Source organism: Xylanimonas sp. McL0601 (assembly GCF_049852175.1).
In the GTDB taxonomy this organism is placed as follows: Bacteria; Actinomycetota; Actinomycetes; order Actinomycetales; family Cellulomonadaceae; genus Xylanimonas.
Genome location: NZ_CP187527.1, coordinates 521,236 through 541,510, shown reverse-complemented (window position 1 = coordinate 541,510; position 20,275 = coordinate 521,236). Strand labels below are relative to the sequence as shown.

Below are 20,275 nucleotides of genomic sequence, written 5' to 3'. Positions count from 1 at the left end.
GTCAGGGGAATTTACGTTTCCCAGGCCAGGCTTGGCCGTCCACGCCGCGCCGCGAACGGGGCTCGCATCTACCGTTTCGGAATATGACCACCCTCGCGCCGATCGAGACGGCGTCGTCTACCGAGCGCGACTTCCGGATCCTGCTGTCGTTCCTGCGTCCCTACCGCGCGACGATCGCCCTCGGCGGGATGATGGGCATCGTCACGACGGTCGCGAACCTGTGGACGCCGCGCATCATCGAGTACGTCATCGAAGCGCTGACCGTGGGCAGCTCGATCACGGGCTACATCGTCATGTTCGCCGTCGTCACGGTCATCAGCATCGTCGCAATGTTCGCGCAGTTCGCCATCCTCGGCCGGGCCGGCGAGGTCGTGGTCTATGACGTCCGCTCCGCCCTGGTGGCCCGGCTCCTCAAGGGCCGGGTGAGCGACGTCCTCTCCCGCTCCGCAGGCGACCTCGTCTCGCGCGCGACGGCCGACGCACCGCTTCTCCAGTTCGCCGTGAGCTCCGGGTTCGTCGCCTTCGTCACCGCCATCACCGGTGTGGTCGGCAGCATCATCTTCATGGGCGTCATCGACGGCCCCATGCTCGGGATCACGTTGGGTGCCGTCGCGCTCATCGTCGTCATCATGGCGCTGTTCCAGCCCAAGGTCGGTCGCGAGCGGGCCAGCGCACAGGAGGCCGTCGGCGCGATGGGCGGCGATCTCGACCAGTCGATCCGCTCGCTGCGCGCCATCAAGGTGCTCGGCGCCGAAGGGCTGCGCTCCGAGGCCGTGCTCGAGCACGCGCGCAAGGCCCGCCGACACGGGATCTCAGCGGTGCTGACCGAGACGACGACCATCGTCGCCGGCATCGGCGGGATGTCCCTGGTCACGGTTTTCGCCCTCGGTTTCGGCGCCTGGCGTGTCACCGAGGGGCACCTGACCATCGCGGCACTGGTCGCGTTCGTCATGTACGCCATGAACTTCATCGGCCCGCTCATGGAGGTCTCCGACGGCCTCATGACCATCACCACCGGCATCGCCGCGTCCAAGCGCATCGCCGAGGCACAGGAGATCGAGCTCGAGGAGGACGACGTCGCCAGGCCGGCCGCGACGGCGGCCGTACCGCCGTCGCGCACGGGGGCGATCACCGGTGACACGCCGATCATCGAGTTCCGGGACGTCACCGCCTCCTACAACCCGCGCGACGGGGACGTCGTCGCCCACCTCGACCTGCGCATCCCGCGGACCGGGCACGTCGCCATCGTCGGCCCCTCGGGCGCGGGCAAGACGTCGATGATGTCGCTCATGCTCCGCTTCCTGTCCCCGCGCCAGGGGCACATCCTGCTCAACGGAGTCCCGTACGAGGACCTGCCGTACGCGCAGGTGCGCGGGCGGTTCGCCTACGTCGAGCAGGAGCCCACGGTGCTGCCCGGCACCATCCGCGACAACCTCGTCGTCGCCAGGCCGGGCGCCACCGACGCGGAGGTGTTCGAGGCGTTGCGCGCGGTGCACCTCGACGGTGACATCGCCCAGCTGCCTGACGGCCTGGACACGGAGCTCGTCGCCGCGACGATGACCGGTGGCGGGCGCCAGCGCCTCGCCATCGCCCGCGCCCTGCTCCGCGACCCCGACGTGCTGCTGCTCGACGAGCCCACCTCACAGATCAACGGCAGCACCGAGGAGGCGATCCACGAGGCGATCGACGCCACCGCGACCCAGCGTGCGGTCGTCACCATCGCCCACCGCGAGGAGACCGTGAGGACCGCCGACACCGTCGTCGTCATGGACCAGGGCAGCGTCCGCGCCGTGGGCACGCACGCCGAGCTGCTCGCGACCGACGCCCTCTACCAGGAGCTGATGAGCAACCTGCGGATCAACGACGGCGCGTGAGCCGTGCTCGCGCGTGGACGGCGCGTGAGCCGTGCTCGCGCGTGCTGCGGCGCTCGGCCCGGGTCGCCCTCTCTCAGGCCGGCGTCTGGGGTGCCGTGTAGTGCAGCCCCGGCCAGTGCGCCCACTCCTCGAAGTCGGCGACGCGGCCGTCCTCGGCGAAGCGCAGCAGCCACAGGTCCCGGTACTCGTGCGGGTGCGGCCCGAGGTAGTGCACCTCCAGGCGGACGACGGCGATGTCGCCCTCCACCGCGACGGGCTCCGAGCTCACCGTGAACTCGGTGTCCTCCGGCCAAAAGTCCTCGATCTCCGCATGCCCCGACAGGGCGTCGTCGTAGGGCGAGCGGGCATATCGGGCGTCCTTCGTGAACAGCGTCCGTACTGCCGCGACGTCGTTCTCTCGCCACGCCTGCTCGTACCTGGCGACCCAGGCCATCACGTCTTCGCGATTCACGGGACCACGGTCACTCGCGGCCCCACCACACGCAATCCGGCCTCAGGCCGGCCGTGTGCGCGGGCGCAGGCGCACGTCCGGAAGCACCGGGGCGCGCAGCGGGCCCTCCGCGTAACCGACGACCCGGCCGTAGCGGCGGGTCTCCGCACCCTCCGCGTACTGCGTGCCATGGACGCTCTCGTGGCGCAAGTACGTCCGCGCCGACGCCAGGTGTGCTAGGTGCCGCTTCCCCAGCAGTCGTCTGGGCCGGGTGGATCCCGCAGGTCGGCGTCGGTGAGGTCGGTGTGTGCAGTCGCCAGGGTGACGCAACCGAGCATTCCGTCGAGCCCGTCTCCGTTGTCGATCCGGCATTGCGCCCCGAGGTAGTACGCGGAGTCGCTATCGCCTGGTTCGAGGGTGTGCGGGTCATCGGCCACACAGTTGCCGCCGATTCGAATGGTCTGAGTGCTGCGGTTCGTGACCGTGACATCGAGGCTGGGCGTGTTGCAGGCGGTGAGCCCGAGCAGAGCAACTGTCAGAACTGCAGTAGCCGCGCCGTGCTTGTTCACGGGAGCGAGTCTTCCATTCTCCGGCCCAACCCCGTGGCCAGCCCCCCACTGGCAGCGTCGAGCAGTGACGACGACGAGGACGGCCCCGCCTCCGGCAGGCGTCAACGTAGAGGTCAGGCACAATCCGACACAAGTGCCACAGCGAACCAATCTGCATGAACCTCCCAGATTGCCGGTCTGAGGCTGGCGCTCACCCAACCGACGAAGCACCGCGGGCGCTCGGCGGCCGGAGGGGCTTCCGATGAACGGTGGGCGGGGGCTGGCCTGACACGGCAGGCAGGCTGGATGTGGGCCGGTTGGCCTCTCGGAGTGTCGCCGTACGCTGACCTCGTCGACATGTCAACGAACACAGACATCCCTGCAATGTCAGCATGCGTCGACTCTTCTGCAGCGTCAACGTATGCTGACAACATGCACTACAACGCACGATCGCTGCCAAGGCTCGGCGCCGCGGTCAAGGGTCTGCGCCGCGCTCGTGGCATGACCCAGGCAGAGGCCGCCGCAGCGGCGGGCGTCTCCCGGCAATGGGTCATCGCGCTCGAAGCGGGCAAGACCTCCGGCCTGGAGATCGGTCTGCTCATGCGTTTGCTCGACGCGCTCAACGCGAGCCTCCTGGTGCGCGACGACCTGGAGGGCGAACGTGGCTGACGTGCGCCGCCTGGCGGTCCTGCTCTCCGGCGCTCACGTCGCCGACGTCGAACGCACCCGCGCTGGGGTGGTGCGTCTGACGTTCACCGCAACCGGTGGCCAGCCCGGCACCACGCCCCTGTCCCTGTCGCTGCCCAAAGAGGTCGGCACCCACAGCGGGAACGCGGTCGAGTATTGGCTGCGCGCTCTGCTGCCCGACAACGACGCCGCGCTGCGCGCCGCCGCTGACACGCACGGGGTAGACGCCCGCGACCCCATCGCCTTGCTGTCGGCCATCGGCAAGGACTGCGCTGGTGCCGTCCAGTTCTGCCTACCCGACCAGATCGAGGCAACGAGGGCCCGGACCGGGCAGCTCGTCGCGATCTCGGACTCGGACATCGAGGCGCGCCTCGACGAGATGGACACCAACGAGGAGGCGTCCTGGACGATGGCCGCCGAGCACTGGTCGCTCGGCGGCACGCAACAAAAGTTCGCCCTGCGCCGACAGGGCGACCGGTGGTTCACGACGACCGGCAGCGAGCCGACCACCCACATCGTCAAGCCGGGCATTCGCAAGCTGAAGGCGCAGGCGCTGGCCGAGCACGTCTCGATGACGGCCGCCCGCGCACTTGGCCTGCCGGCGGCGGCCACGACCTATGAGTCGTTCAAGTCTCAGGACGCCGTCGTCATCGAGCGGTTCGACCGGCTGATCCGGGGGGACTCGGTGGCGCGGCTGCACCAAGAGGACATGTGCCAGGTGCTCGGCCGGTGGCAGAAGTACGAGGAGTTCGGCGGTCCGTCCGCGCTCGACGTAGCCACCGCGCTGCGCGACTTCGCCCCGACCGCCGCCTCCGGCGAAAGGGACGTCGCGGTGTTCGTCGACGACCTCATCTACAACACCGTCATCGGTGCTCCCGACGCGCACGCCCGCAACTACTCCGTGCGGCTCGACGGGGAGTCCGTGCACCTGGCTCCTCTGTATGACGTCGCCACTGGGCTCGGGTACGGCACCCGGACCGACGTCGAGCGCAAGTTGTCCATGAGCGTCGGCGGGCAGTTCGTGCTCGACCGCATCGACGCCGAGGCGTTCAAGCGCCTTGCCGGGTCGCTGCGTGTGGATGAGGGCAGGGTGCTCGACCGCGTCACATACATCGCCGACAGCGTGACCGACCACGTCGTCGCGGCGCTCGACGATGTCGACGACTGGGACGGGTCAGCGACCGCGCTGCGCGACCGGCTGGTCCCGGCCTTGGGCGAGCACGCCGCGCGAGTAGCGCGAGCGGCGTCGAACCCTCGCCCCCGCAGCACATCGAACGCCAGCGCGACCGGCCGGCGCGCCAAAACGACACCGGCGGGCACCGCTGGGTCCTTCGCGCCAAGGCGTGACGACGAGCAGGACTCGGAGCTCTCCGACTGAAGCCCGGCACAGCCACCGCCTCGCCGCGTCGCCGATTGGCCCGACCATGGGCGCCGCCACCCCGGCCGGGTTGCCGATTATCTGTCGGAGGGCTACCGCTTCCCTGCCGAGATGTGGGCACGCGGGTGTTCGCCGGGTGGATGACCAATGTCGTCGGTGACCGGCGCCTGCCGATGGCAGGTGTTCACCGACCCGATGTCGCGCGGGTTCGATTCCCGTCACCCGCTCCCTTCCTCGCCGGGAGCCTCAGGGCGTCGTCGTAGGGCGAGCGGGCATATCGGGCGTCCTCCGTGAAAAGCGTCCGTACTGCCGCGACGTCGTTCTCTCGCCACGCCTGCTCGTAGCGGGCGACCCAGGCCATCACGTCTTCGCGATTCACGGGACCACGGTCACTCGCGGCCCCACGGCACGCAATCCGGCCTCAGACCGGCCGTGTGCGCGGGCGCAGACGCACGTCCGGGAGCACCGGGGCACGCAGCGGGCCCTCCGCATAACCGACGACCCGGCCGTAGCGGCGGGTCTCCGCACCCTCCGCGTACTGCGTACCGACGCCATCCGGGGCGTCGGCCACCTGAGCCATCCACTCGTCGCGCGCCCGCACGACGTCCTCGTGGCTGCGCCCCACGAAGTTCCACCACATGACGATGTCCTCCTCGAAAGGGGCTCCGCCGATGAGCACCACGCGGGCGGGCGTGGACGTCCCGGCCTCGATCACCAGCCGCTCGAGCCCGGGCGCCACGTAGGCGAGCTGGTCCTTCGGCACCTCGGCGCCCTGGAAGGTGACCTCGCCGGCGTCGACGAGCACCGCGTGCTCGAACCCGGGGTCGACGTCGAGCTCCACGCGCCCGCCCGGCAGCAGGTCCACCTGGGCGCCCACCAGGGGCGTGTAGGTCCGGGCGGGCGAGACCAGCGCCTGCCCGCCCACCGCGAGCGAGCCCATGAAGACCCGCACGCGCCCGCCGTCGAGCTCCGCGACCGGCAGCTCCGCGTGGTGCTCGAAGTGCGGGTCGACGCCGAGCGCCGACCCGGGCAGCGCCGTCCACAGCTGCACCCCGTGCAGCAACGGCGGCCGCCCCGCCTCGGGCGACTCCTCCGAGTGCGAGATCCCGACGCCGGCCGTCATGAGGTTGAGCTCGCCGGGCCGCACCGTCTCCAGCGACCCGACCGAGTCGCGGTGCAGGATCTCGCCCTCGAACAGCCAGCTCACGGTCTGCAGCCCGGTGTGCGGGTGAGGCGGCACCTGCATGCCCGCGGACCGTGAGACGTCGTCGGGTCCGTAGTGGTCGCAGAAGCACCAGGCGCCGACCATCGAGCGCGCGCGCTGCGGGATGGTGCGACGCACGTTCATCGCACGCTGGCCACCCAGCGGCACGTCGCGCGCGTCGAGCAGCTGGACGCCGACGGCGGCGTCGCCGGCCGTGCAGATCTGCTCGTCCGGGCGGGTCTCGAGGTTGCTCATGATCGGGACCTTAGGCCTACGCAGCGTTCTCCGTCAGGGGTGGGAGCCGGCCGTGAGACGGCCACCGTCTCGGCCACGAGAGCGCGGGCGTCGGCGGCACGCTCGCCGCGAGCGTGCCACGTGGGTGACAGGGGGACGGCCGAGGCCCCCCGGGACGGCCGGGGGGCCTCGGGTGCACCGCGTACCCCCGGTCGGGTCTCGAAGACCAGGGGCGCCGTGCGTCGACGACACGGCCCCGGAGTCCCGTCGAGCTGGGGGCCAGTCCTCGCGAGGGACCCCAGCCCGCTTTCCACGGACCTCCGGACACGGGTGGTCTTCCGGCCCCGCTCGAGCACCTGTGTCGTCACCCACAGCCCGCACCGCGGTACGGGATGGCTCGTCGTTCTCCGGTCGACCGTGCCTCTCCGCGAGGATCCTCGGCCCGTTGCAGTCGCGGCCTTGAGTCATTCGTCGTCGAGACCAATAGCCACGTTTCTAGCCCGGGTACAGCAGGCATGCAAGGGCTCCGGAGGGAGATACGCGGGGGTCTGAACAAGCCACAGCTTTGTCCACAGGCAATGCCGCGGAATCCCCACACCGTCCACAACCCTGGGGACGAAATATGTGGACGCAAAGTGAACGAATGATCGTCGCCTCGCCGCGAACACGGCGTCACCATCGGGCCGGCGAGGGCTCACCGGAGCCGGGCGGCCGCGTCCACCGCCTCGGGCGCCGTGGACCGGCGCGGCGCACGGGCTCCGTGACTTCTCGCACGCTGTGTCATAAACCCGCAGGATTCCGCGGATTTATGGCCGCGATCGAGCCGGACGACCGGAGGGCGAACACGTCGGCGCCCGCCGCGCGCAGAATCGCGGAGGGAAGCCCGCCTGCGGCGGCCGGTGCGGCTCCGGGGCCGCGGAACGCCAGGTGGACAACCGGTGGACGGCAGTTCTCCCAGGTGGGGTGCACTCGTCCCGCATGTCCACACAGTGCTGTGGACAGTGTCTGTGGACAACGTGCGGTTGTTCACGCGCGAGCGCGGGGGCTCACACCCAGGCCTGGGCTCCGTTGCTCTGCCCGTCGACCCGGGCACCCAGCTCCTCCGGCGTCGCGACGAACCCGCCGTCGTCGACCACCACGCCCGCGATGCGGGCCTGGAGCACGGTGACCAGCCGGGCCACGATCGAGGCCATCCGCCCGCGCGCGATGAGGTGCAGCCCGGACGGGTGCTCGGTCTGCAGCTCGTACGGGTCCTGGGGCAGCCACGACACGTGGTACGCGAACGGCCCGTAGAGCCGCCACTCGAGCACACCCAGGGCGCGCGGCACGCGGTCCACGTGCTCCACCCGCACGAGCAGCTCGCCGTCGTACGACGTGCGGGCCCGGACCGCATAGTGCAGCGACCCGTCCGCGGCGGTGCTGCGCGACTCGAGCTCCGCGGTGGCGACCAGCCCGCGGACCTGGTGCAGCAGGTCCGCGGGGTCGAGCGCGTGCGCCGAGTAGAGGGAGAGGTCGACGGAGGAGCCCGGGTCGGGCGTGATCGGCACGTGACCGTCGGCGAGCACCGCGCCGCCAAGCTTGCGCGCCACGCCGACGGCCCACTGCACGGCCCGCAGCTCCTCGGCCTCGGGCAGCCCGGCGGCGAACGCGCGGCTGATGCCGTCGCGGTCGTCGTACGACGCCGGCCGGCGCGGGCGGGCCTCCGAGAGGCCGTCGATGCGCGTGACCGTCCAGGCCGCCGCACCGCCCTCGGCAGCGCGCACGCCGAGCGCGGTCGCCTGCTCCGCGTCCACAGGGAACGGGCCGGTCAGCCCGTGCTGCTCGCCCAGGCGCAGCACACCTGGGATCTGCTCGGGCTGGGCAGCCGGGGAGCGGAACAGCGCGCGGGCCCGGGGCGCCGGCGCCACCGCGGGCTCGCGCAGCCACGCGACGCCCGCGAACCAGGCGGCCGCCAGCTCGGGCAGCACGCCGTTGCGGTCGGCGGGGACGACGAGGGCGTGCTCCGCGGCGTGCCCTGCGGGCACGACGGGATCGGCGTGGTGCATGCCGCGAACCGTATCGGTCGTCAGGTCGCGTGGGGAGCCCCCGTTCAGGCCGGGTGTGCCGTCCGGGACCCGAGCGGCCACTTAGGCTCCGACGTCGTGCAGGTGGTGCACGACGTCGTGCAGGAAGTACTGCCCGAGCGTGCGGACGGTGAACACCGACCCGTTGGAGCGACGCCCCGGCCGCTCGAGCTGCTCCGGGCGGACGGCGTCGAACCGCGCCGCGACCGCCGCGCCCGCCGCGGCGAGCTCGTCGGCGACGACGGCGGGATCCTGGTGCGCGTAGTCGTCCGTGACGGCCGTGGCGTCCTGGTCCCAGTTGGCGAAGAGCGGGTTGTCGGCATCTACCATCGAGGCGAGGCGCCCGTCGAACACCCGGAAGACGTCGCGCACGTGGGCGCCGTACTCCAGCGGCGACCACACCTCGGGGGCAGGGCGCACCTGGACGTCGTCGCGCGCGAGGGCGGCCGACCAGCGCGGGAGCACCTCCCGCACGGCCTCACCGACGGCGAGCGGGTCCGACGCCGAGGCGTCGAAGCCGCACTCCGGGCACGGGCGCGCGAGGACCCAGGTCCAGTCCTTGGTGTCAGGGGTGATGCCGTCGTTCTGCATGGCCGCAGCGTACGGGGGGGTGGAGGCGTGTATCTGGTACTGACGGTCTCACCCTATGATGTCAGCATGCCCAAGATCATCGGGAAGAGCCTCCACGAGCACCGCCAGATGACGAGGCATCGGCTCTTCACCGCTCTCTCGGCCCTGATGTCGGAGCGCGGGTTCGACACCATCACCCTCGCGGACATCGCCGCGGAGGCCGGCGTGGGCCGGACGGCGGTCTACAACCACTTCCCGGACAAGGAAGCGCTGCTCCTGGGCTTCATCACCCACGAGACGGAGGAGTACGCCCACCGGCTCGAGCGCGCGCTCGAGGGTGTCACGGACCCCGTCGAGCAGCTGCGCACCTACATCCGCCAGCAGGCGCAGCTCTCGCGCATGTTCCACCTCGCGCCCGGCCCCGACCTGCGGACCGTGCTGTCGCGGCCCACGCTGCAGCGGCTGCGCGAGCACGCCGAGATCGTCGAGACGATCCTGCGCCGCATCCTGACCGCGGGGATCGCGGTGGGCGAGTTCCCGGAGCAGGACATCGACCCGACGGTGGGCCTCGTGAACGCCTGCCTCTCCGGCCGCCTCATCCCCGAGGAGCCCGCGGCGCGCGAGCGCGCGATCCAGGCGGCGGAGCAGTTCGTCCTCCGCGCGGTCGGCGCCCGCGAGGCGGCGGCCTAGGCCTTCCCATTCCTCGGCTGCTCGTCGAGACTGCCTCAGCCCGGGCTGACGCAGTCTCCACGAGTTGCCGAGGATCTGACGGGCCGTCTCGGCCGGCCAACCTCAGCGGGTGGCTGCCGTGATGTCGCCGTACGACGTCGTCGCCCGGAACGTCACCGCCGGCTCGCCCGTGTTGCGCAGGCCGTTGGTGATGCGACCGTAGGTCGCGCCCGCGTCCAGCGTGGCCGAGGTGCCCGCGGGCGTCCCCACCGTGATGTCACCCGCCTGGGTGCTCAGCTCGACGGCGCCGCGCACCGCCTCGTCGACCTGGATCGAGCCCTTCTGCGTCCGGACCTCCGCCGGACCGGTCAGGCGACCGATCGCGACGTCGCCCGCCTGGGTGACGATGCGGGCGCCCGCCACCTCGTCGACGCGGATCTCGCCCTGCGCGCCCTCGAACGCGACCTCGCCCAGCCGGCCGACGCCGCGGACCTCCGCCGACGCAGCCTTGGCGTCGACGTGCGAGCCGGCGGGCAGCTGGACGGTGACCTCGATCGAGCCGGAGACCCCGACGATCTCGTGCCGCGCCGTGGTGACGACGCGCACGACCCCGTCTGCGAACGTCACCGTGGTCCGCTCGGCGGCCTTGACGTCGCGGCCCTTGGCCGGGTCGGCGGGGCGCACCTCGACCGTGGTGTCGGGGCGGTCCGCCGCGATCAGCTGGACACGCCCGGCGGCGATGTCGACGACGGCGGTGACGGGGCTGGTGGTGTCGAACGTGTGCATGGTGGATCGCTCCTCGAGTCTCGCGGGACCGGACTTTCTGACACCGGAAACGCTACGTAGCGTTTCCGATCCGGGCAAGAGACTTTCTGGCACTGCGAACCATCTCTGCACTTCAAAGGTCATAAATCGTTGCACCGGCGCTGAAATCAACGCAACGATCGGTCTCGTCGTCGTTGCAATGACGGAGACCTGAACGCTAGGCTGCCGATCGGCCCAGATCCCAGGAGGTTCCCGATGCCAGGAGGCAGGCTCAGCCCGGCCGAACGCCAGAAGATCGCCACCGGCGTCGCCGACGGCCTCGCCTATGCGGAGATCGCGCGGCGCCTCGGCCGCCCCACCTCGACGATCACGCGCGAGGTGCTGCGCAACGGCGGCCCCCACGCCTACCGCGCGGAGGCGGCGCAGCGCGCGACCGCCCACCGGGCGCACCGTCGTCGTGCCGCCGTCGCTGGCACCGGCAGAGCGCCTGCGACGCGCGTCCACGGCCGAGACCCCGACGCCGTGCGTGCCTACGAGCAGCGGCTCACGGAGCTGTTCGTGCAGTCGGGCCTGACGTCGATGGGCGCGCGCGTGCTCACATGCCTCTACACCACCGACGACGGCACGCTCACGGCCGGCGAGCTGGTGCAGCGTCTGGGGGTGAGCCCGGCCTCGGTCTCCAAGGCGGTCGCGCACCTCGAGTCGCAAGGCCTGGTGCGCCGCGAGCGCGACGGGCGCCGCGAGCGGTACGTGTTCGACGCCGATGTCTGGTACCAGTCGATGATCGCGTCGGCCCGGGCCAACGCGCTGCTCGCGGAGACGACCCGCGAGGGCGTCGCCATCCTCGGCGCGGCGACTCCCGCCGGGGTGCGCCTGGAGAACATCGCGCGCTTCGTCGCGTTCGTGGGCGAGAGCATCGAGCGCGCGGCGGAGCAAGCCCGCGAGATCCTCCACACCCGCTGATCGCGGACCCGTCGAGTTCGAGTGTTCGTCGGGAGTTCGAGCGCCCACGAGCGCTCGAACTTGCGACGAAGGCTCGAACTCGACGCCAGGGGCCCCCGGCGGGGGTCAGTTCGCGAGCTTCGAGCGCAGCTCCGACGGCGTCGAGCCCGTGGCCGCCTGGACCGCACGCCGCAGCGCCAGGGAAGAGCCGTAGCCGCACAGCTCCGCCACGTCCTCCAGGGTGACCGCCGCATATCGCGGGTCGTGGAGGCGGGCCAGCGCGGAGCGCAGCCGCTCGTGGGCGATCCAGCCGCACACCGTGCGCTCCTCGCCCTCGAACAGCCGGTGCAGCGTGCGGGTCGAGACGCCGAAGTGAGCGGCGATGCTCGCTGGCGTGAGGTCGCGCGCGGCGTGGTGGACGCCGATGTGCTGGATCACGCGTGACCGCTCCACCTGCTCGAGCAGCACGGCGGAGCGCGTCTCGGGCCGGCAGGTCGCCACGGCGCCGACGAGCTGCTCGACGACGCGCACGGTCTCCGCGCGCACCTCCGGCACGACGCCCGGCCGGCACACGAGCTCCCGCAGCGCCGACGCCGTCGCGCCCGGGAGCACGGCGTCGGGGCCCCACACCGTCAGCGGGGTGTCGTCGAACGTGCCGCGCATCGCGGTGCGCTCGACGGCGACGTCGACCTCGACCACGAGCGCTCCGGGGGACGACACCTCGAGAGGTCGCCAGCCCACGGCGAGGGCGGCCGCGCGCGGCTCGAGCACCTCGATGGTCCCGGCCGTCTTGAGGCTGACCTCGCCGTCGAGAACGACGATGAGGCGCACCGCGCGCCAGGGATGACCGAAGTTGTCACCGGCGATGCGCTGGTGCACCTGGCCCGTCTGGACCAGGGACACGATGTACGAGCCGAACCGTGCCGAACGCCGTCGTTCCGCCTGAATCAGTGCCATGGCCGGACCCCTTATCCCACCGTGACGATCGGAAGGCTCAGCAACACGGCGAGCAGCGATCCTGCGAAAGGATCACGCCCCACGATGCGGGCGATGCGCTTGTGGTGAGTCGACGCGTCCACGGCGTCCTCTCTGGTCCGTCGGGGGTGACCGGGGGCCGAGTTGCTCACCGGTCAGGGCGGACGGCGTCCGCGCACGGGGATGCCGCGCGGACGCCGTCCTTCGCGGCATGACCGGCGCGGGCGACGAGGGGACGGGGTGTCGCCCGGGCCTAAGGATCGCTCCCTGCCGCGGTGCCTCAACCATCACGGGCCGCCCCTCTCGGCAAGGCCGGATGGCGCTGGGTGCACGACCGCATGGCACCGCTTGCGCCGCTGGGACACGATGTGGTGCATGACGCCGCATGGGACGCTGCACGTCGACGTTCGGGACGACGCCGTGAAGCACCTGGTCGCAGGCACGAGCGTCGACCTCCAGGGGCTGCCCGGCGGCGGCCGCACACTACTGGCGCGTGCCGTCGCCGCCGAGCTGGAGGACGCCGGCTGGCAGGTCGTGCAGGCCCACGGCATCCTCGGGCTCCGCGAGCGCCCGCTGGAGGCGCTCGCCGTCGCCGGCCTCATGGCCCGCCAGGGCGCTCCGCAAGGCCCGACGACGGCGGTGTCCGCCGCAGTGCAGGGGATCCTGGCCGCGGTCCGGGGCGGCGGCACGCTGCTCGTCGTCGACGACGTCGACGACCTCGACGAGATCTCGGCCGGCGCGATCGCCGCGGCGCACGCCATGACGCCGTTCGCGCTGCTGACGACGTCGCGCCACACGCCCCGCGCGCTGCGCTCGCCGACGCGCATCTCGGCCTCGGTGCAGCCCGGGGTGACGCTCGAGGTGCCGCCGCTCGGCTACGTCGACACGCAGACCCTGCTGGTCGAGGCGCTCGGAGGGCCGATCGAGTCCGCGGCCGTGAGCCGCGTGTTCTCGGCGTCGGGCGGGCTCCCGGGTCTGGCGCTCGCACTGGCCGAGGGGGCGCGCCTGCACGGGTCGTTGCGGCTGTCGGGCGGCGTCTGGGCTGCCGGCGCCGAGATGTGGACGCCGGGGATGGTGCGCGCCGTCGACCCCCTGCTCCAGCGCGTGAGCCCGGAGGGCGTCGACGGTCTGCACGCGCTCGCGCTCGCCGGGACGCTCGACGTGACGACGGCGCGCCGCCTCATGCCGTGGGAGGTGCTCGAGGAGCTCGACGGGTACCGCCTGCTGCGGTTCGTGCCCCGCGACGAGAAGATGCTCGTCAGCCTGTTCCCGCTCGCCATCGTCGAGTACTTCCGCCACCTGGGCGTCGGCGCCGGCCACCTCAAGGTGGACGAAGCCGTGACCAGCGCGTTCGGCGGGACGGCGACGCAACGGCCTGTCACCGTGCTCGCCCCCTGGCGGCTCACCGGCCCCGCCGACGCCGGCGGCGGCACACGCCCCCCGGTCGGGTCGGCCGTCGAGGCCGACATCATCGTCAACCGCCTCCTGCAGGAGCAGTGGCACCGCGAGCTGCTCGTGCGCCGCACCGAGTGGGAGCAGGCCCCGACCCCGCGCACCGCCGCCACGCTGGTGCGCACCATGCTCGTGACCGGCGCCGAGGCCGAGGCCGTGCTCGCCGTGCGCGAGGCCACGCCCCGCACCGGCGACACCCGCGAGCTCGTCGCGTTCGACGACTGGTACGCGCTGTTCCTCGGCGCCGTCGAGCACAACCTCGAATGGGTCCACGCCGTGCTCGAGCAGACGCGCGTGGACGCCGACGAGTGGGTCGAGCTCATCGACGGCATCGAGGCGTTCATCGTGCTGCTCGTCGACCACGCACCGGACCCCGACGACCTGCCGCCGATGGCGTCGCTCGCCGACGGCGACGTCGACACCCGCGAGATCGTGGGCACGGTCCGGGCCGAGCTGCTGCTCGCCCAGGGCCGCTCGGCCGAGGCGCTGGAGCTGATCGAGAGCCTCGGCGAGGTCACCTCGACGTTCGCGCAGGCCCGGCGCACCTCCCGGCCCTGGGCGCTGCTGCTCGAGGCGCGCCTCGACGAGGCGCTGGCCGAGGCCCAGGACATGCTCGCCGCGGCGCGGCACTCGCACGACGTCGAGGGCATCGTCGGCGCCGCGTACGTCGCCGCGCAGGTCCTCACCAACCGCGGTCGCATCGGAGAGCTGCGCATCCTGCTCGGGTCCGTGCTGTCCTCGGGCGTCCTGTCCGCCCTGGAGCGCCCGCAGCAGGTCGCGCTGCTGTCGATGGCGGCCGGCCTCGCCGCCGACGAGGGCCGCACCACGACGGCGCGCACGCTCGCGCAGCAGGCGCTCGCCCTGCGCACAGGTCCCGGGCCGTTCCCGCTGGGCTCGCCCACGCTCGCGATCGCCCGGCTCGACGGCGCCGAGCTACCGCCCCTGCAGGCCCGGGCGCTCGCGGCCGACCGGCTGTGGGCCGAGACCGAGACGCTGCTCGAGAGCGGCTACAGGATGTCGGGCTACGTCTGCGGCATGCTCGCCGTCGTCGAGAACCCGACGCCGGAGCGCGGAGCGGTGCTGGCGGACGTCGCCGCCGAGATCACCGCACCGCTGGTGCGGTACCTCGACCGGTTCGTCACGGCGCTGTGCGACGGCGACCCCGAGGCGCTCATCGCCGTCGCCGACCGGCACGCCGACGCGGGCCTGGTGTGGACGGCCACGCGGGCCTACACGGCCGGCCTGTCGGCGCTGCGGGCGTCGGGTGCGGCCGCGCGCGCGGCCGAGGTGCACGAGGAGGCGCGGCGCCGGCTCGAGGTGTGGGGCGACGAGGCCGCGGCGGGGCTGCGCTCTGCGGCCGAGGGCGCCGAGCTCACGGCCCGCGAGGACGAGATCGCGCGGCTGGCGGCGTCGGGCATGACGAACCAGGACATCGCGCGGCGGCTGCTCATCTCGGTGCGGACGGTCGAGAACCACCTGCACCGCGTCTTCCGCAAGCTCGGGGTGGACAACCGCACGGAGATGTCCCGCGTCCTCGCCAGCTGAGCGGCCACCCGGGACATGTCAGAGGCTCGCAAGCACGGGTGCTTGCGAGCCTCTGACAACTCGAGCCGGGAGGGGGTGGCGTCAGCCGATCGTCGAGCCGGACTGCGCCTCCTGGCGCAGGGCCGACGGCGTGCGTCCGGTCGCGGCCTGGACCGCCCGGCGCAGGGCCAGCGCGGAGCCGAAGCCGGTCAGCACGGCGAGCTCGTCGAGCGAGGTGCCGGAGTAGCGCAGGTCGCGCAGGCGCAGCAGCACCTGGTCGACGCGCTTGGCCTGGACCAGCTGCGAGACCGACATCTTCTCGCCCTCGAAGAGGCGCTGCAGCGAGCGCTTCGACATGCCCAGGTGGGCGGCAAGCGTCGTCGGGCCGAGCTGGGGGTCGGCATAGTGCGTCGCGATGTAGCGCACCACGTGCATGCGCTGGCTGCGGCGGTTCCAGTCGCCGCCCGACGGGACGGCGAGCGTGGAGACGGTGCCGGAGAACAGCGACTCGAGCGAGTCGGTGACCTGGGCACGCACCGCGGGGGTCAGCGTGTCGACGTCCTGGCGAAGCAGGTCGAGCGCGAACGCGGCGAGCGCAGACAGCAGCGCGGTCTCGGAGCCGCCGACGACGAACGGGGCCGTCTCGGGCAGGCCCATCAGGGCGTCGTGGTCCACGGGGACGTCGACGACGACCACGCGGGCCGGCGCGGCGGCGGTGTACGTCACCGGGGCCCAGCCGAGCACCAGGGCGCCGTCGCGGCGGCGGAGCGTCGCGTGCTCGCCGTGCAGGGTGTCGCCCGCGCGGAGCACGACCTCGCCGTCGAGCACGACGATCATGCGGAGAGTCTTGACGTCGTGACCGAAGTTGTCGGCCGCGGCCTCGATGCGCATCGGGCCGTGCACCATGTAGGTGACGTCGAAGGCGCCGAAGCGCGCGGTGCGCGTCTGGAGGTGGAAGCTCTCCGGGCGGGCCGACGTGGGGACGAGGGACGCGAACTGGGCGAGGTCCTCCTCACCCTTCCACTCGCGGACGCTCACGGCGGCGCCGGGCTCCGGCTCGAACGGGCAGCCGGTCGTCGTGCGGGCCGGGCGAAGCGCGCGGGGGGCAATGGTGGCCGGGGCCGTGCGACGGGTCATCGGGCGGTCAATCATCGGGGTGGTGATCGTCATCTGGGTCGTCCTCCTCGGGTTGACACGACCCTCGGCGCCCCGATGGGCACCCTGGCGCGCATTCCCGGCCAGCTGAGTGCTGCCCCGCGCCCATCTGAGTACGACGAAGCCACGAGTCCGCGCATCGCGCGCCGCGCCTTCGGCTCCGGCAGCCCCGCGACCGTGCCGTCAGCCCTGCGCTGGGCCGCCGTGCTCGCCCGCGACCCACCTCAGGGCGCGCAGCAACGCACGGCGCGAGGGGCAGATCAGGTCCGGCAGGCCGAACGCGTAGACGATGTCGCCCAGCGTCAGGCCGAGCGGCGACGGCGTCGCCAGCCCGGGCACGTAGCTGGGGATGACCTCCACCTCGCGGACCTTCTCCCAGGTCTCCTGCGTCGGCTTGTCGAGCAGCGCGAACAGCGCGACGCGCAGGGCGGTCTCGTGCTCGGCCTCAGGGTCGAGCGTCACCCGAGCGTCGCACAGGACGTCCAGGACGTCGGCGATCTCGAGGAGGGTCTCGCGGTCCGCCGCCAGGACTCCTCGGCTGCGATGCGTTTGGCTCATGCGCGCTCCCCGGGGTTGTCCGGGCCGAGCGCCCGGTGACCCCCCAACCGTCCGCCTCGGGACACCTCGGGCGCGCGCACCTGGCGCCCTCCGAGCCAGGGGGTGTCGCTGGCGCTCCTGCGAGACGCGTCACGCACCGCGCAGCGGCCGGCTACGCCCGCGTCACCAGGCGTCTGCGGGGAGGTGGTGCCGCTCCGGGGGAGGCGGCACGTATGCGGTCGGCACGGGCGCCAGGTACGAGCGCGCGAACGTCAGAGCTGCCTCGAGGTCCCCGTGCCGCTCGTGCGCGGAGCGGTCGCGCCGCGTCGAGATCTCGACGACGACGTCGCCCGCCCAGCCGCTCGAGGCGAGCTCCATGAGCACCTCGGCGCAGTCCATCGTGCCGCGTCCCGGCACCAGGTGCTCGTCCCGCGGGACCCCTGTGCCGTCGGCGAGGTGCACGTGGCGCAGGTGCTCGCCGAACGTCTTGACCAGGGCGAGCCCCGACTGCCGGGCGACGGCCGCGTGGGAGAGGTCGAGGGTCACGGAGTCGTAGCTGTGCTCGGTCGCGTCCCAGCCGGGCAGGTACGCCACGTAGTGGCGGTCGCTGCGCGTGCGCGCCTTCCACGGGTACATGTTCTCGACGGCGAGGGTCACGCCGGTCTCGGCCTCCAGCTCGCGCACCTGGTCCTGGAACCCGCGCGCGTAGCGGTACTGCCACCGAAAGGGCGGGTGGACGACGACGGTGCCCGCGCCCAGCTCGTGCGCCATGTCGACCGTGCGCCTCAGCTTGAGCGCCGGGTCGCGGCCCCACACCCCCTGGCTCACGAGCAGCGTCGGGGCGTGCAGGCTGCGGATGGGGACTTCGTGGTGGGCCGAGAGGCGGGCGAGCACGTCCGGGTCCTGCGTGGCCGGGTCCGACCACACCATGACCTCGACGCCGTCGTAGCCGAGCTCGGCCGCGGACTCGAACGCGTAGGCGGCCCGCCTCGGGTACACCGAGGCGGTCGAGAGCGTCACCGGGATAGCCGGGGGCATGGGTCGAACGATACGTGCCCGGGCACGACGACGACGCGGCGGCGCCGCAGGTGTCCACGGTGCGCGAGCTGCCGCGCGCGTGGGACGCGCGCCGGCGGCTGGACGAGAACTCCTGTCGCCTCACTAGCATCCGAGGCATGGAACGCGTCGTCGTCGTCCGGCTCCGCGAGGGCCTCCACGCCCGGCCCGCCGCGCTGTTCGTGCGGGAGGCGGGGAGGCAGCATGTGCCGCTGTCGATCGCCCGGCCCGGCGGGGACGCGGTGGCCGCCGGGAGCATCCTCGGGGTGCTGACGCTGGACGTCTCCGCGGGGGACGAGGTGGTGCTGTCGACACCCGGGACGGGTGCGGAGGACCAGGAGGCGCTCGACGCGCTCGAGCGCTACCTGTCCCAGACCGCCCCGGCCTGACGTGGTCTCCTCGAGGGGCTCAGGGCTCAGAGCCCCAGCTCCTCGAGCTCGGGGAGCGCCGCGCGCACGGCCTTCCGGGCCGCCCAGGCGTCGCGCGCCCCGAGCGCGAGCGCCGCGAGCTCGCGGCACCGCGCCGACGACGTCGCCGCCAGCACCGCGGCGACGTCACCCAGCGCTGCCGGGGCCATCGACAGCGACGTCACGCCCAACCCGACGAGCACCGGTGCGAGCGCCGGGTCGCCCGCCGCCTCGCCGCACACGCCGACGGGTCGCTCCCCTGCGGCGCGGGCACCCTCGCACGTCGCGGCGACCAGCCGCAGCACCGCCGGCTGCCACGCCGTCGAGAGCTCTGCGAGCGCACCGAGCTCGCGGTCGGCGGCCATGGCGTACTGCGTGAGGTCGTTGGTGCCGAGCGACGCGAACATCGCCCGCTCCAGCAGCCAGCGCGCCTCCAGCGCGGCTGCCGGGACCTCGACCATCACGCCGGGCTGGGTCAGCCCGTGCGCGGCACACCGTTCGGCGAACCGGGTCGCCTCGTCCGGCGTCGAGACCATCGGGGCCATGACCCAGACCTGGGCGTCCGCGCCCCGGGCCGCGGCGGAGATCGCCTCGAGCTGCCGCTCGAGCACGTCCGGGTGCGCGACGGCGGTGCGCAGCCCGCGCACGCCGAGCGCGGGGTTGCGCTCGCCGTCCGCGGGGAGGAAGGGCAAGGGCTTGTCGGCCCCGGCGTCGAGCGTCCGGACCACCACCTTGCGGCCCGCGAAGGCGTCGAGGACGCCGCGGTAGGCGGCGGTCTGCTCGGCGACGGACGGCTCCTCGGGCCGTCCCAGGAACAGGAACTCGGTGCGGAACAGCCCGATGCCCTCGGCCCCGGCCGCGGCGGCCGCCGCCGCCGAGCCGGTGTCGGCGACGTTGGCCAGCAGCTCCACGTGGACGCCGTCGGCGGTGTGTCCCTCGCCCTCGAACGAGCGGTGCGCGTGCCGCCGCTCGGCCGCGGCGGCCACCGCCTCGGGCGCCGGGTCCCGCTCGACGGTCCCCCGGCCGCCGTCGACCAGCACCGTCTCTCCGTCGGCGAGCTCGCCCGCCCCGGCGACGGCGACCACCGCGGGGATGCCGAGCGCCCGCGCCAGGATCGCGGTGTGCGACGTCGGGCCGCCGCTCTCGGTGACGAGGGCGAGCGTGGTCTCGGGGTCGAGGGTTGCGGTGTCCGCGGGCGCGAGGTCGTGGGCGACCAGCACGAACGCGTGGCCCGGCTCCGGCACGCCCGGCGGCCGCTGCCCGGTGAGCTCGGCGACGATGCGGTCGCGCACGTCGCGCACGTCGCGCGCGCGCTCGGCCATGTGCCCGCCGAGCCCCTCGAGCTGCTCGATGACGGTCTGCGCGGCGTCCCACACGGCCCGCGCCGGCGTCTCGCCGTCCACGCGCACGCGGCGGGCGGCGTCGGCGGCGAGCGTCGGGTCCGCGGCCATCGCCGCGGTCACCGCGAGGACGTCGGCGGCGGTGCCGGTCGCGCGCCCCGCGCGGTCGAACAGGTCCGCGGTGACCACCTGCGCAGCGGCGTCGATCGACGCGACGGCCGCGTCGAGGTCGCTGCCCACCGGGAGCCGGGCCAGCGGCGGCTCGGGCACGGCGGCCGGCATCGTGACGACGACGCCGGCGGCCCGACCGGGACTGACGGGGACGCCATTGAGCGTGGTCATGGGCACAGCATGGCCCCCACCCAGCACCGACGCGCACCCGGGCTGCGCGAGGGTGCACGCGAGGGTCCACGCGCGGGCCCACGCGCCGGACCAGGCGAGGAACCGCGCGACGGTCCGCCACCT

Annotated in this window: 19 protein-coding genes and 1 tRNA gene; 8 read left to right on the top strand and 12 right to left on the bottom strand. The window is 73.0% G+C overall.

Annotation, left to right across the window (positions count from 1 at the left end; translation table 11 throughout):
• The first annotated feature begins 83 nt into the window (after positions 1–83).
• A complete protein-coding gene (locus tag ACO4JP_RS02435; RefSeq protein ID WP_425955809.1) occupies positions 84–1,874 on the top strand; it encodes an ABC transporter ATP-binding protein in 1,791 nt (596 codons plus the stop codon).
• A 73-nt stretch (positions 1,875–1,947) separates the two neighbouring features.
• On the opposite strand, the gene ACO4JP_RS02430 is transcribed toward ACO4JP_RS02435, so the two are convergent.
• From ACO4JP_RS02430 to ACO4JP_RS02420, 3 genes are read right to left on the bottom strand one after another with little or no spacing between them, the layout of a single operon-like run.
• Positions 1,948–2,325: a YybH family protein gene (locus tag ACO4JP_RS02430; protein WP_425955808.1), complete on the bottom strand. Its 378-nt coding sequence runs from the start codon at positions 2,323–2,325 to the stop codon at positions 1,948–1,950.
• A gap of 42 nt (positions 2,326–2,367) precedes the next feature.
• A complete protein-coding gene (locus ACO4JP_RS02425) occupies positions 2,368–2,514 on the bottom strand; it encodes a hypothetical protein (protein ID WP_425955807.1) in 147 nt (48 codons plus the stop codon).
• A 26-nt stretch (positions 2,515–2,540) separates the two neighbouring features.
• Positions 2,541–2,873, bottom strand: a complete 333-nt coding sequence (locus tag ACO4JP_RS02420) for a hypothetical protein (protein WP_425955806.1) — start codon at positions 2,871–2,873, stop codon at positions 2,541–2,543.
• A gap of 411 nt (positions 2,874–3,284) precedes the next feature.
• Here ACO4JP_RS02420 and ACO4JP_RS02415 point away from each other — a divergent pair, with 411 nt between their 5' ends.
• The 3 genes from ACO4JP_RS02415 to ACO4JP_RS02405 all read left to right on the top strand — a co-directional run bounded on the left by ACO4JP_RS02415 (position 3,285) and on the right by ACO4JP_RS02405 (position 5,144).
• The gene (locus ACO4JP_RS02415; protein ID WP_425955805.1) at positions 3,285–3,521 is read left to right on the top strand and encodes a helix-turn-helix domain-containing protein; all 237 of its coding nucleotides are present in this window, start codon (positions 3,285–3,287) and stop codon (positions 3,519–3,521) included.
• Positions 3,514–4,917 (top strand): HipA domain-containing protein, encoded by a 1,404-nt coding sequence (locus ACO4JP_RS02410; RefSeq protein ID WP_425955804.1) that lies wholly within the window; start codon positions 3,514–3,516, stop codon positions 4,915–4,917. Before ACO4JP_RS02415 ends, ACO4JP_RS02410 begins: the two co-directional genes overlap by 8 nt.
• A gap of 121 nt (positions 4,918–5,038) precedes the next feature.
• Positions 5,039–5,144 (top strand) — tRNA-OTHER (locus ACO4JP_RS02405).
• Between the two features lie 194 nt (positions 5,145–5,338).
• Here the strand turns inward: ACO4JP_RS02405 and ACO4JP_RS02400 are convergent.
• The 3 genes from ACO4JP_RS02400 to ACO4JP_RS02390 all read right to left on the bottom strand — a co-directional run bounded on the left by ACO4JP_RS02400 (position 5,339) and on the right by ACO4JP_RS02390 (position 9,009).
• Positions 5,339–6,376 (bottom strand): pirin family protein, encoded by a 1,038-nt coding sequence (locus ACO4JP_RS02400; protein ID WP_425955803.1) that lies wholly within the window; start codon positions 6,374–6,376, stop codon positions 5,339–5,341.
• Positions 6,377–7,401: 1,025 nt separating this feature from the next.
• Entirely contained in the window at positions 7,402–8,400 is a 999-nt protein-coding gene (locus tag ACO4JP_RS02395) for a hypothetical protein (protein ID WP_425955802.1), read from the bottom strand.
• Positions 8,401–8,481: 81 nt separating this feature from the next.
• The gene (locus ACO4JP_RS02390) at positions 8,482–9,009 is read right to left on the bottom strand and encodes a DinB family protein (protein ID WP_425955801.1); all 528 of its coding nucleotides are present in this window, start codon (positions 9,007–9,009) and stop codon (positions 8,482–8,484) included.
• A gap of 66 nt (positions 9,010–9,075) precedes the next feature.
• Between ACO4JP_RS02390 and ACO4JP_RS02385 the strand changes: the two genes are divergently transcribed.
• Entirely contained in the window at positions 9,076–9,678 is a 603-nt protein-coding gene (locus tag ACO4JP_RS02385; RefSeq protein ID WP_425955800.1) for a TetR/AcrR family transcriptional regulator, read from the top strand.
• A gap of 102 nt (positions 9,679–9,780) precedes the next feature.
• Here ACO4JP_RS02385 and ACO4JP_RS02380 read toward each other — a convergent pair whose 3' ends face one another.
• Positions 9,781–10,443, bottom strand: coding sequence for a DUF4097 family beta strand repeat-containing protein (locus ACO4JP_RS02380; RefSeq protein ID WP_425955799.1), 663 nt, complete (start codon positions 10,441–10,443; stop codon positions 9,781–9,783).
• A 234-nt stretch (positions 10,444–10,677) separates the two neighbouring features.
• On the opposite strand from ACO4JP_RS02380, the gene ACO4JP_RS02375 reads away from it, so the two are divergent.
• Positions 10,678–11,385 (top strand): MarR family transcriptional regulator, encoded by a 708-nt coding sequence (locus ACO4JP_RS02375; protein ID WP_425955798.1) that lies wholly within the window; start codon positions 10,678–10,680, stop codon positions 11,383–11,385.
• 105 nt (positions 11,386–11,490) lie between these two features.
• Here the strand turns inward: ACO4JP_RS02375 and ACO4JP_RS02370 are convergent, their stop codons facing one another.
• On the bottom strand, positions 11,491–12,321 hold the full coding sequence (locus ACO4JP_RS02370; RefSeq protein ID WP_425955797.1) for a helix-turn-helix transcriptional regulator: 831 nt from the start codon (positions 12,319–12,321) through the stop codon (positions 11,491–11,493).
• A gap of 393 nt (positions 12,322–12,714) precedes the next feature.
• Between ACO4JP_RS02370 and ACO4JP_RS02365 the strand changes: the two genes are divergently transcribed.
• Entirely contained in the window at positions 12,715–15,336 is a 2,622-nt protein-coding gene (locus ACO4JP_RS02365; RefSeq protein ID WP_425955796.1) for a LuxR C-terminal-related transcriptional regulator, read from the top strand.
• An 81-nt stretch (positions 15,337–15,417) separates the two neighbouring features.
• Here ACO4JP_RS02365 and ACO4JP_RS02360 read toward each other — a convergent pair whose 3' ends face one another.
• From ACO4JP_RS02360 to ACO4JP_RS02350, 3 genes are all read right to left on the bottom strand, one after another.
• Positions 15,418–16,485 carry a helix-turn-helix domain-containing protein gene (locus ACO4JP_RS02360; protein WP_425955795.1) on the bottom strand — a complete coding sequence of 356 codons (1,068 nt, stop codon included), beginning with the start codon at positions 16,483–16,485 and terminating at the stop codon, positions 15,418–15,420.
• A gap of 168 nt (positions 16,486–16,653) precedes the next feature.
• Positions 16,654–17,028, bottom strand: coding sequence for a hypothetical protein (locus tag ACO4JP_RS02355; protein WP_425955794.1), 375 nt, complete (start codon positions 17,026–17,028; stop codon positions 16,654–16,656).
• A gap of 162 nt (positions 17,029–17,190) precedes the next feature.
• Positions 17,191–18,045 carry a sugar phosphate isomerase/epimerase family protein gene (locus ACO4JP_RS02350; RefSeq protein ID WP_425955793.1) on the bottom strand — a complete coding sequence of 285 codons (855 nt, stop codon included), beginning with the start codon at positions 18,043–18,045 and terminating at the stop codon, positions 17,191–17,193.
• 14 nt (positions 18,046–18,059) lie between these two features.
• Here ACO4JP_RS02350 and ACO4JP_RS02345 point away from each other — a divergent pair, with 14 nt between their 5' ends.
• Positions 18,060–18,452, top strand: a complete 393-nt coding sequence (locus tag ACO4JP_RS02345) for an HPr family phosphocarrier protein (RefSeq protein ID WP_425955792.1) — start codon at positions 18,060–18,062, stop codon at positions 18,450–18,452.
• 26 nt (positions 18,453–18,478) lie between these two features.
• On the opposite strand, the gene ptsP is transcribed toward ACO4JP_RS02345, so the two are convergent.
• Positions 18,479–20,152 carry a phosphoenolpyruvate--protein phosphotransferase gene (ptsP, locus tag ACO4JP_RS02340; protein WP_425955791.1) on the bottom strand — a complete coding sequence of 558 codons (1,674 nt, stop codon included), beginning with the start codon at positions 20,150–20,152 and terminating at the stop codon, positions 18,479–18,481.
• Between the last annotated feature and the right edge of the window lie 123 nt (positions 20,153–20,275).